This window comes from Streptomyces sp. NPDC045287 (genome assembly GCF_056432325.1).
The window spans coordinates 102243-114565 of sequence record NZ_JBWKJG010000022.1 but is presented as its reverse complement, the minus strand read 5'-3'; the positions used below and the strand labels follow the sequence as shown (position 1 = coordinate 114565).

Below are 12323 nucleotides of genomic sequence, written 5' to 3'. Positions count from 1 at the left end.
ATGTGCCAGCACCGCCCGATTGACCATGATCACCACACCCGGATCATGCCACCTGCCAGGCATGACACCTCACCCGCTATCACGCACCAACTCGTAAGTAGAGGACACCGGTACAGAACCGGCCTCGGCCGGCGGCATCTCCTGGCCGCCGCTCACGTCCTTGTTCGCGTCCCAGCCGGGCAACCCGGCCTCGTCCTCGTTCTGCTCGCGGGTTGGGTCGAAAGCACTGAACGTCACAAAGACCAGATTGGTGAACGCCCCGGCCGCCCCGCCCGGCCAGACGATCTCCCCGGCCCCCTGCCGCTGCCCCTGCCGGCCGACCACCGCCGCAGCGATATCACCGAGCAGGGTGGTCTTGCCTACCCCATTGCGGCCGATCAGTACATGCACGTTGGTGGGGGGCTGTGCATGAGGGGTGACAAAGAACGACAACCGCCAACGCCCACACCCCTCGTCGTCTTCCTGCACGGTGTCGGCGAAGGAGGTGACGTAGTCGAAGCGGTACGCAGTAAGCCGGGTACCGCCCTGGGCGATCCGCCGGAACTGCACCTCCACCGTCTGTGGCTCGACGCTGCGCAGCAACGACGTCTGAGTCACATCCCACTGCACCGCCTGCCCGAAGCGCCCCGGGCTCAACGCAATGTCGCACAGGCTATCCAAGATCTCCCTGCCCACCCGGGGGCCGAGCCGCCGGATGTTCTCGTAGTAGAGATCGTTCTGGCCCACCGAGAACCAATACAGCCGCCGCCCCAGCCCCTCCATACGGGCAAACTCCCCGGCCTCCAGCGGCCATTCCTCTCTCAGCAGATCGGCATAACCGATCTTGACCGGCCCCAGCTCGGCGACCACCCCGCCACCGTCCCGGAACCACAGGCGATACAGCGTCATGTAACCGTCGTCCCCGGCCTCCCGCCTCGGCACCAGGAGACAGGCGCGCGGACCGTCCTGCACCCGCTCGCCATCCCCCAGCACGATGAACCGCATGCATCTCCCCCATGAAATCGAAACCGAGCCCCCCGCCCCGGGCAGCACACTTCCTCACAAACCCCCGGGCCGCAAAAGCGCCCAGGAGGCGGCTCAGCCGCAGTCCTTCATACTGCCCTCGCCGCCACTGACACCCCAAGGGCAACTGTCCACCCGCATACGCGGTGAAACAGGCTCAAAGCAGAAGTGGGACCGCTGTCGCAAGGCGCCAACTGTGGACGGGTGGCATGGAAAGCCGCCCAGTCACGGATCCGCCCAAGCCCTGCCCGGGCCCGTCAGGGCAGAAGCACTCGACCGCCGCCCGCCCGTGGTGTCAGCGCACCACCGCGGACGTCAGTGGTTGCCAGCGGGGACCGTCCGGGCCGCCACTCCAGACCCACTGCTCGTGCTCGGTGCGGGTGAGACCGAAGTCGTACAGCACCGGCGCACCGCGTTCCTCCCACACCTGCCAGGCGCGCGCCACCTCCTCGGCCAGACGCCGCGGCCCGCCTTGGAGGGCCACCGCGCCCTCTGACGCACCCAGATTGGCGTCGGCTCCCACACGGGGGGTGAGGGTGGCCCAGGAGGCATAGCCGTCGTGCAGCCACACCACCCCCGCCTGCCCGGCCTCGGCGGTGACATGAACGTGGATGCCGGGCAGCAGCACGCGCAGGGCGAACAGCAGATGCCCCCGCTCCGGCCCGACCAGCGGCCCCAGGGCGCGGGGAAAGGGCCCTTCGGCTTCCTGGGGCTGCCGGTCGCGGAGGTGGCCGAACGGCGCGCCCGGACCGGCGCCGCGGGCGGGCATGAACTGGGCCAGCCCCTGCACCCACCCCGACGCCGACCGCCCATCAGCGCCGACCGTGAGCGCGACATGACCAAGGCGCCCCCAGGGAGTGACGATCCGCCCGCCGGGCAGGACCTGTTCCACCCATGCCCACGGCACCTCCTCGACGGCGTAGGTGGCGACCAGCCGGTCATACGGGCAGCCCTGCGGCCACCCGGCTGTACCGTCCCCGATTTCCACCTCCACCCGGACATCGCGAACGGCCAGCCGCTCGCGGGCCGCAACCGCCAGCTCCCGGTCGACCTCGACACTGACCACCCGTCCCGCACCGGCACGATGGGCGAGCAGTGCGGCGTTCCAGCCCGTACCCGTCCCCAGCTCCAGCACCTGATGGCCGGGCTCCAGCAACAGCGAGTCGAGCATGTCCACCACGACCGCCGGACACGACAGGCTCGAAGAAGCCAGCCCGTCGGTGACTTGAGTGACGGCAGGGGCATCCGGCCCGGCGTAGACCTCGGCCACCCATCGCCTAGGATCGGCCGCCCGATCCACCGGCACGTAGACACCAGCAGTACCGTCCCAGTGCCAGAGCCGGTCGGGAGCGAATTCGTGCCGGGGCAGGGCCTCGACGGCCTGGCGGATCCATGGGGAGCGCTCGGGCCACAGACCGCGCTTTGCCATGGCCTCGGTCAGCTGGGCGCACCGCTCGTCGAGGCGCACCGGCTCAGTCCTTCTTGTGCTTGCCGCCACCCGGCGGCGGGGTGGGCACCTGCCCGTCGGCGTTCCCCGGTGGCGGCGTGCCCTGCCCGGGGTCCGGTTCCGGCTTACGGTGACCACCCACGGCAACCTCCTGTATCGGGAAAGTGACGCCCCATCATGGCTCAGCATCGGGTCCTGAAGTCGCCATATCCGCCAATCCGGCCGAGAACCCCGCCGCGCGTCCGGACCGGACGGCCCGATACGCCACAGACGGGCCCGCGCCGGGTTCCGAACCTGAGCGGACGCGTGCCGCCTTCTCCGCATGACGGACGGGTGGCACAGCGCCCGGGTGTCGAGCCCGGTTCCGCCGGTGGCCTTCGCGCGGAGCCGCCCGCCCGGCGGGCGAAGCCCGGCCGTCGGCTGTCCCCCGAGCGGCACCTGCGATCAGTGTTGCGGCCAAGTGAAAAGTCCTTTCCGTCCGGAACGGAGGCCGCCGGACGCGCTCTCGCACGGAGGCCCCGGGGGCAGGGCGGACCTGTACGCCTCGGCCACGCGCAGCAGGAACGCGGTCTCGTCCGCCAAGCCCCCGTCGTGGAGCCCCACGGGAACCGCCGGGACACTTGCCGCCGGGAGGCCCGAGAGCTTGGCCCGCCGGGCGCTGCGCAGCACGCACGCCAGTACGACGGCGTCGGTGTCCGTCCGTGGGACCCCGGCCCGCACCACGGCACAGCGGATCCGCTCCGGCACGTCCCGCCCGACGTACTGGTGCAGTACGAGGATGGCGTCCCGCACCTCGATCATCTTGCGGTAGGTGACGAGGTTCCAGGAGGCCCGGGGACGGAGGAACTCCATCACGCGGGGCCGGAGCTCGGTCAGCACCACGTGGGGTACCGCCTCCGTCAGATCCCGCCACATGGGCCACAGCCTCCAGGCCGTGGCGATGTGGCCTGCGGCCTCACAGGCTGCGGAAACCGTGGGGATGAGGATGGCCGCCGCCCTCAGCAGCGCGTGCAGGGACATAATGAAGGGCAGGAGGGGCATCAGCGCGTCCACCGGGAAGAAGAGATGGACCAGGTGGACGGTCCAGAACAGCCCGGCAAGCGCCGTCCCCCAGCCGAACAGCCATAGGCCCACGCGCAACGAGCGGCAGGCAATCCGGCGCCCGTACCGCCAGAACAGCCACACGCAGGCGGTGTTCCCCACCAGGTGCGTGCCGGTGGCGATCAGCCAGTAGACCCTCTCGTCCACGGAGCCGCCGGACCCGCATCCCCCGGACGAATGGTGCGCCTGAGTCGTCACCGCGAGGATCAGCAGGGCCGTCGTCACCGTGCCGACCCCCGCGAGCAGCACACCCTTCAGCCGCCGTCTTCCGGTGATCGACGCCACGAAGTGCAGGATGGCGCCGGCCGAGCAGACGCCGATGAGGTTCCGCACCAAAGTGACCAGGTGGGGCGGGCCGTCAGCGCGCGTCACGGCCTCGGTCAGAGGTGGCAGGCTCAGCGTCATGGCCGCCGCGGCGGTGGCGCCCGCCAGCCACAGCCCGCGCTGTTCGAGGGAGTGGACCGCGGAGCGGGAACGCAACAGGACGGCGGCCCACAGGGCGCAGGCGCCGATCGCCAGGGCGAGGTTGCCAAGGTCCCTCGGCTCAGTGTCCATGCGCGGCACTCACTCCCCGATCACCTCGGGGACACCCCGCGGGCCACGAGAAGACCCTGCGCCGCAGCCCTCGCGGGAACTCGGCCCGATGGTGAGCACATCGCCTCCTGTCCCTGGTGCAGGCCGAATCGCCTCACATGAAAAAGCACGCCGGAGCACGCGGTTCCATATCGTCCCCTCCATGCAATCAGCGGAAGGCAGGGACACGGAAGCGGCAGCAAGCGGATCTGGCCGATTCACTGCGACAAACATGCCTGAATTCATGAAGCGCTTCCCGTTCCGCGCGCCGCGCCCCTGACGCGGACGGGCGTCGTGTGCCGCCCGCGGGGGCACAGCCCAGTACCGCGCCCGGCACAGCCCCCGACGCACTCCTGCCGGGGCGGACATCTCACTGGTCCCCGCCCGCAGGACGCGCGCCGACCCATCACGACCTGGACCGAACCGCGCCGCCGGACAGACCGGGCGCCGCGCACTCGTCCACCGGCGGCGTCCAGCCCTCGGCCGCGGCACGGTGCCGCACCCTGCCGAAGGGGCGGCCCCGGTCACACTTCCGGATCGTTCTCTTTCATCCCGCGGTCGATCGTGCACTCCCCCTCCAGACCCGGAGGAGGAGTGCACGAAAGGATAATTGCCCACCACACCGACACCCGAAATAATTTCCTCCTCGCCGCTTCGGCGGATTCACACGGAGGTACCTTTCAGTGCGACGCGTGGGTTTCACCGCAGGCCGACGGGTTCCGGAAGACCGGACCGATCTCCACGACGGGAACGCAACCGTCGCGCCTTATCCGGACAGCATGTGCGTCCATGAATTGTTCGCGGCGCGGGCGGGGGAACACCCCGAAGCGCGGGCGCTGGCGTGGGGCGACGCGACCATGACGTACGAGGTGCTCGACGCCCGGGCCAACCGGCTGGCCCACCACCTGCGGCACCAAGGCGTGAAACGCGGCTCCCTGGTGGCCGTGTGCGTCGAACGCGGACCCGACTTCGTGGTGGCGTTGCTGGGCGTGCTCAAGGCCGGCGGCGGCTACGTCCCCCTGGACCCGTCACACCCGGCCGAGCGGATCGCCTCCCTCATCCGCAGCGCCGACCCAGTCCGGATCATCACACGGACGGCCACGGCCCGCCGCCTCTCCCTGGATCCGGACCGCACAGTGCTCCTCGACGAGGAGCGGCCGCTGATCGACCGGCTGCCGGCGAGCGCCCCCGCGGTGGCCGTCGCCCCGGACGACGTCGCCTGCGTCATGTTCACCTCCGGGTCGACCGGTGGACCCAAGGGGGTCGTGTCCACGCACCGGGCCATCCTGCGCACATTCTTCGGGCAGGATTACATCGATTTCGGCCCCGACCAGGTGTCCCTGCAGTGTTCTCCGGTCTCCTGGGACGTCCTGGCACTGGAGCTGTGGTCGGTACTGCTGCACGGCGGGCGGTGCGTGCTCGCCCCGGGCCAGAGCCCCGACCCGGCGATACTCGCCACTCTGGTGGCCGAACACGGGGTCACCACCCTCTGGCTGTCGGCCGGGTTGTTCGCCGTGGTCGCCGACGAGCACCCCCAGGTCTTCGCCCGGCTCCGGCAGGTCATGACCGGCGGGGAGACGCCCTCGGTCTCCCACGTGCGGCGGATCCGCCGCCGCTTTCCCCGCCTGCGGATGGTGCACGGCTACGGGCCGGTAGAGAGCATGGTCTTCGCCACCTGCCACCGCATCACCGAGGAGGACGGTGCGGACGGCGAGCCGATCCCCCTCGGGTCGCCGATCGCCAACACCCAGGTGTACCTCCTGGACTCCGCCCTGGAGCCCGTCCCCCTCGGCGTACCCGGCGAGATCCACATCGCCGGCGACGGACTGGCCCGTGGCTACCTCAACCAACCCCGCCACACCGCCGACCGCTTCATCCCCGACCCCTACGGCCCCCCCGGCACCCGCCTCTACCGCACCGGCGACCTCGCCCGCCGCCACCCCGACGGCCACCTCGAATTCCTCGGCCGCACCGACCACCAACTCAAGATCCGCGGCTTCCGCATCGAACCCACCGAAATCGAGACCACCCTCACCCAACACCCCCACATCCACACCGCACTCGTCACCGCACACCGGGCCGGTGGCGTCGGGAGCCCGCGCCTGGTGGCATACCTCGTCGGCGCGCCAGATCAGGCGCCCGCGCAAACGGTCACGGAGCACACGGACGAGTGGCGGCACGTCTTCGACCAGTCGCAGGGTCCCGGCCGGCCGGACAGCCCCTTCTTCGACCTGGCGGGCTGGACGTCCAGTTACACCGGGGAGCCGATCCCCGAGGACGAGATGCGCATCTGGGTGGAATCGACGGTGTCCCGCATCCGGGGCACCCGCGCCCGCCGCGTTCTGGAGATCGGCTGTGGTACCGGGTTGCTGCTGTGGCGGCTCGCCCCGCACGCGGAACAGTACGTGGGGACCGACTTCTCCGCCTCCACTCTCGACTCCCTAGGACAGGCCCTGCGGACCGGCGGGCTAGACCACAAGGTTCGGCTCGTGCACCGCGAGGCGGACGACTTCACGGGTTTCACACCGGGCGAGTTCGACACGGTGGTGGTCAACTCGGTGGTCCAGTACTTCCCGGACAAGGCATACCTCGATCGCGTCCTACGTGGTGCCGCTCACCTTCTGGCACCCGGCGGCACCCTGTTCGTGGGTGACATACGGAACCTGGCGCTGCTGACCGCACACCACTGTTCCGTGGAGTGGTCCAGGGGAGCGCGAGGCGCGCGGCTGGCGCGGCAGGTGGCCCGGCAGACCACTCGGGAGAGGGAGCTCCTGGTCAGTCCGCGCCACTTCACCGCCTTCTGCGGTCCGGACCGGGAGTTCACGAGCCTGGAGGTGCTGCCCAAGCGGGGCCGCGCGCACAACGAGCTGACGAAGTTCCGGTACGACGTGCTGCTCCGCAAGGCCGGACGGCCCCGGGAAGGCACTTCGGCCGACGCGCCCGCGATGGTGGCGACGTGGTACTCCTGGGATGCCGACGGAATCACCGCTGGGTGGTTGCGCGAACGGTTGGCCGGGGGCGGATCCTTCGGCATCCTCGGGGTGCCCAACGCAAGGGTCCGCACCGACGTGGCCCTGGCCGCCGGCCAGGGCGCGCAGGCGGTTCCCGACAGCGACGCGATCGACCCGGAGGACCTGTGGGAGTGGGCGGAGGAGCACGATTGTCACGCGGCCGTCAGCTGGGCGTCCGGACGAACGGACGGTTCGGTCGACGTGGCCTTCATACCCGCCGGCGCGGTCACGGAGCCCCTGAGGGTCGTGTTCCCCGACACCGCTGGGCCGTCGGGCGACACGACCAACGATCCACTGCGCGCCCGCTTCCTGAGGGAGGCCCGGCGCGACCTCGTCCCGGCCGTACTCACCTTCCTGGCCGACAAACTGCCCAGCCACATGATCCCGTCGGCGTTCGTCCTGCTGGACCGCCTGCCACTGACGGAGAACGGCAAGGTGGACCGCCGGGCGCTGCCCGAACCCGACGGCGACCGGCCCGACTGGCTGGGTGAGTCCACCGCACCGCGCGACGCCTGGGAGGAGATCCTCGCTGGACTGTTCGGTGATGTCCTCGGAGTGGAGGACGTGGGCGTCCACGACGACTTCTTCGAACTGGGTGGACACTCGCTGTCCGCGACCCGCCTCGTTTCCCGTGTCCGGAGCCGCCTGGGAGTGGAGCTGCCCCTGAGCGAGGTGTTCACGCACCGGACGGTCGCCCGGCTGGCGGCACGGGTGGCCGGGGGCGGCAGCCGTACTGTTGTCGAGCTGCCGGGGCGACTGCCGGCGGCGCGCGCGGAAGGGGCCCTGCCGTTGTCCTTCGCGCAGCGACGGCTCTGGTTCTTGGAACAGCTGGATCCCGGGACCGCCCGCTACCACGTGCCGTGCGCCGTACGACTGCGCGGCCCCCTGGACGCGGAGGCGCTGCGGCACGCCCTGGCCGAGGTGGTCCGGCGGCATGAGTCGCTGCGCACCACCTTCTCGCAGGAGGGTGGGGTACCCCGGCAGACGGTCCACGAGCCCGGACCCGTGCGCCTACGGGTCGAGGACGTCTCCAGGGCGGCCGATCCGCAGGCCCAAGCCCGTGAGCGGGTGGCCGACGAGCTGTCCCGGCCCTTCGACCTGGGCGGCGCGGCCCCGCCATGGCGGATCCTGCTGGTACGGACGGGGGCCGACGACCACGTGCTGTGCGTGGTACTGCACCACCTCATCTCCGACGGGTGGTCCCTCGGTGTCCTCCTACGTGAACTGAGCGTCCTCTACCGGGCGTTCGACGAGGGCGTGCCCTCTGCGCTGCCGGACCTGCCCGTGCAGTACGGGGACTTCGCCGTCTGGCAGCAGGAATGGCTGACCGAGGGCGCCCTCCGGCCCCAGTCGGAGTACTGGCAAGACCGGCTGGCCGGGGCGCCGGCGGCGCTGGAACTTCCCATCGACCACCCCCGCCCGGCCGTGCCCACCGGCCGCGGCGCGACGGTGGACGTCGATATCCCGCCTGATGTCGCCGAGCGGCTACGCGCGCTGAGCCGCAACCGGGGCGTGACGCTGTACATGACGCTGCTCGGCGCGTTCCAGGTCCTGTTGTCCCGCTGGACGGGCACCACCGATGTGACCGTGGCCTCTCCGGCCGCCGGACGGCGGCATCCGGACGTGGAAGGGCTCATCGGGTTCTTCGTGAACACGCTGGTCATGCGGACCGACTGCTCGGGGAACCCCTCCTTCACCGACATCCTGCACCGGGTGAGGGAGACAGCCCTGGGCGCCTATGCCCACCAGGACCTGCCGTTCGAGCGGGTGGTGGAGCAACTCGCGCCCGTCCGTGACCGGGGGCGTACGCCGCTGGCGCAGGTCGTCTTCCAACTGCTCAACGTCCCCCGCTCCGCCCTTGAGCTCACCGGGGTGCGCGGCGAACCCTTCGACGCACCGGACACCACGATCCGTACGGATCTGGAGTGCCACCTCACCGAGGAGGACGGGCGGCTGTCCGGGCGCATCGTCTACAGCACGGACCTGTTCGACCGCGGGACCGTCGAGCGGTTCGCCGGGCACTTCCAGCGCCTGCTGGCCGGTGTGGCGGACGACCCCGAACGGCCCATCGGAAAGATCGGCATCCTCACCGACGAGGAGCGCGAGTCGGTCCTGCACGCCTGGAACGCCCCCGTGACCGGTCTGTCGGACGGCCGGTGCTTCCACGAGCTGTTCGAGGCGCAGGTACGCCGCACGCCGCACGCCACGGCCGTGCTGTGCGGTCGTCGACACGTGTCCTACGCGGAGCTGAACGCACGGGCCAACCAGTTGGCGCGGCTGCTGGCCGCTCACGGGGTCGGCCCCGAGACGCCAGTGGCGGTGATGCTGCCCCGGTCGGTGACGGCGGTGGTGGCGCAGCTGGCAGTCGTCAAGGCCGGCGGGGCGCACTTGCCATTGGATCCGCAACTTCCCGCCCAGCGGGTCTCGCTCGTACTGGAGGACGCGCGGCCCGTCTGTCTGCTGACCGACTCCGGCACTGCCGCGTCGGTGCCCGGAACCACGGCGTGCGCCCGGATCGTACTGGACGAGCCCGGCACCACCGCGCGGATCGGCGCCTGCCCCGACGGGGACCTGACCGATGCCGAGCGCGGGACGCCGCTGTCCGTGGACTCGCCCGCGTACGTGATCTACACCTCGGGGTCGACGGGCGCGCCGAAGGGAGTGGCCGTCACCCACCGCGGCCTGGAGCCGCTGCGTGCCTCGCTGGCTCGGCGGCTGGGAGTGACCGGGGACAGCCGGGTGCTGCGCTTCGCCTCGCCGGGTTTCGACGCCTCCTGGGGAGAAGTGTGCCTAGCGCTGCTCAGCGGAGCGGCGCTGGTGGTCGCCGACGCCGCGCGCCTGCTCCCCGGGCCCGCGCTGTCCACCCTGGTGGCGGAGACGGGTGTGACCGTGCTGTCACTGCCCCCCAGCGCGTTGGGGATGGTGGACGAGAAGACCTTTCCCGAAGGGGTCACGATGGTGGTGGCGGGCGAGGTGTGCCCGCCCGGTCTGGTCAACCGGTGGGCCCCGGGCCTCCGGATGGTCAACGCCTACGGGCCGACGGAGGCCACCGTGTGCTCGACGACGAGCGGTCCGCTCCGGGCCGGGGAACGCCCTTCGCTCGGGTCGCCGATCGCCAACACCCAGGTGTACCTCCTGGACTCCGCCCTGGAGCCCGTCCCCCTCGGCGTACCCGGCGAGATCCACATCGCCGGCGACGGACTGGCCCGTGGCTACCTCAACCAACCCCGCCACACCGCCGACCGCTTCATCCCCGACCCCTACGGCCCCCCCGGCACCCGCCTCTACCGCACCGGCGACCTCGCCCGCCGCCACCCCGACGGCCACCTCGAATTCCTCGGCCGCACCGACCACCAACTCAAGATCCGCGGCTTCCGCATCGAACCCACCGAAATCGAGACCACCCTCACCCAACACCCCCACATCCACACCGCACTCGTCACCGCACACCAGCCAGCGGACAGCCCTGCCGTCCTCGTCGCGTACTGGACTTCGCAGCCCGCGGCTGCTCTTGGAGCAGACCCGTCCCCGGCGGAGCTGCGCCGCCATGTGTCCGATCGGCTGCCGAGGCACATGGTGCCGTCCGCCTTCGTCCGCCTGGGCAGCCTGCCGCTGACACCCAGCGGCAAGGTGGACCGGGCGGCGTTGCCCGCCCCGGTGTTCTCCGCCTCCAAGTCGCGACAAGCCCCGCGCACACCCGCTGAGGAAGCCGTGGCCGAGATCTGGGGACGGGTTCTCGGTGTGGAGCAGGTGGGCGTGGAGGACAGCTTCTTCGAGCTCGGCGGTCACTCCCTGCTCATTCCCCAGGTGATCGCCCGCGTGCACGAGCGGCTGTCGGTGAAGCTGCCCGTGGAGACGGTGTTCTCGTGTGAGACGGTGGCCGCACTGGCCGCCGCCGTCGACCGGGCGAAGCTGCCGGGGGCCCACCCGGTACACCGGGTGGACCTCGTGGCGGAAGCGGTGCTCGACCCGGAGATCACCGCAGTCCCGCACGGACGGACACCGGCCGGTGCCACGCCCCCGGCCGCCGCACGGCGGATCCTGCTAACCGGCGCCACCGGCTTCCTGGGAGCCTTCCTGCTCCGCGAACTGCTCGACAGCACCGACGCCGAGGTGTGGTGCCTGGTACGCGCCCCGGGAGAGCAGGAGGCATACGAGCGGATCCGCCGCAACCTGGAGGGGTACGGCCTCTGGGACGGAGCCCGGCACCAGCGCATCGTCGCGGTTTCCGGGGACTTGGAGCTGCCGTTGCTGGGGCTGGGTGCCGAGCGCTTCGCCTTCCTGGCCGACACCGTGGACGCGATCCACCACAACGGTGCCGCCGTCAACGGCGCCGCCCCCTATCACCGGTTGAAGGCGGCCAACGTCCTGGGGACACAGGAGATCCTCCGGCTAGCCACCCGCTCCCGGACCAAACCGGTGCACTACGTGTCGACCTCGGCCGTCGCCCTCGGCGCCGGCACGCCCCCTTCCCGTCCCCTGCCAGAGCGCCGCGCCGATCCGGCCCTGCTTCCGCCGGGCGGTTACATCGCGAGCAAGTGGGTCGCGGAAGAGCTGGTGCGCACCGCCGGAGCCCGCGGCGTACCCACCACCATCCACCGTCCCGGACGGGTCAGCGGCGATTCGCGGACCGGCGTGTGCGGGAGGGACGACGCGTTCTGGAACCTGGTCCGGGCCATGGTGACGCTCGGCGCCGTCCCCGAACTTCTCGGAGCCCACGGGTTCACGGATGCGGGGGCGGACGTGGGCCTCGTACCCGTCGACTACGTGGCTAGGGCGATCGTGCACCTGTCCACCAGCCGGTCCGCGCACGGTGAGACGTACCACCTCACAGGTGGCCGGCCGGTCGCCTTCGGCACCGTGGTGCGACGTCTCGTCCGCAGCGGCTACCGGCTCGACAGGGTGCCCTACGCGCAGTGGCGCGCGCTGCTCGACGACGGGCCGGCCGAGCTGGCTCCCGCCCGGCTGCTGGCCGGAACGCTCCAGGACCTGCCCCACACAGGTGCCTTCCGCTTCGATCGCCGCAACGTTCTCGCCGGGCTCGCCGGATCACCGGTGCGCTGCCCGGGCGTCGACGCGAACCTGCTGGACACCTACATCGGCCACTTCGTGGCCTCCGGTTTCCTTCCCGCTCCGCCTCCGCCCTCCGGGCGTCGGTGAACGGGCCCCATCCGTCGTCTGGTCAAGGA

General features: G+C 71.1%; 4 protein-coding genes. 1 reads left to right on the top strand and 3 read right to left on the bottom strand.

What is annotated here, in order from left to right; genetic code table 11:
• Positions 1-69 precede the first annotated feature (69 nt).
• The 3 genes from AC07D6_RS29035 to AC07D6_RS29025 all read right to left on the bottom strand — a co-directional run bounded on the left by AC07D6_RS29035 (position 70) and on the right by AC07D6_RS29025 (position 4105).
• Complete coding sequence (locus tag AC07D6_RS29035) at positions 70-984, bottom strand: PH domain-containing protein (RefSeq protein WP_479049282.1); 915 nt, start codon at positions 982-984, stop codon at positions 70-72.
• Positions 985-1297: 313 nt separating this feature from the next.
• Positions 1298-2470: a methyltransferase domain-containing protein gene (locus tag AC07D6_RS29030; protein ID WP_479049280.1), complete on the bottom strand. Its 1173-nt coding sequence runs from the start codon at positions 2468-2470 to the stop codon at positions 1298-1300.
• 423 nt (positions 2471-2893) lie between these two features.
• Positions 2894-4105, bottom strand: a complete 1212-nt coding sequence (locus AC07D6_RS29025) for an MAB_1171c family putative transporter (protein WP_479049278.1) — start codon at positions 4103-4105, stop codon at positions 2894-2896.
• 797 nt (positions 4106-4902) lie between these two features.
• Between AC07D6_RS29025 and AC07D6_RS29020 the strand changes: the two genes are divergently transcribed.
• Positions 4903-12294, top strand: a complete 7392-nt coding sequence (locus AC07D6_RS29020; protein WP_479049276.1) for an amino acid adenylation domain-containing protein — start codon at positions 4903-4905, stop codon at positions 12292-12294.
• The last annotated feature ends 29 nt before the right edge of the window (positions 12295-12323 follow it).

Coding starts and splice junctions, on each gene's coding strand:
- AC07D6_RS29020 (WP_479049276.1), top strand. CDS start 4,903: ATGTGCGTCCATGAATTGTTCGCGGCGCGGGCGGGGGAACACCCCGAA.
- AC07D6_RS29025 (WP_479049278.1), bottom strand. CDS start 4,105: ATGGACACTGAGCCGAGGGACCTTGGCAACCTCGCCCTGGCGATCGGC.
- AC07D6_RS29035 (WP_479049282.1), bottom strand. CDS start 984: ATGCGGTTCATCGTGCTGGGGGATGGCGAGCGGGTGCAGGACGGTCCG.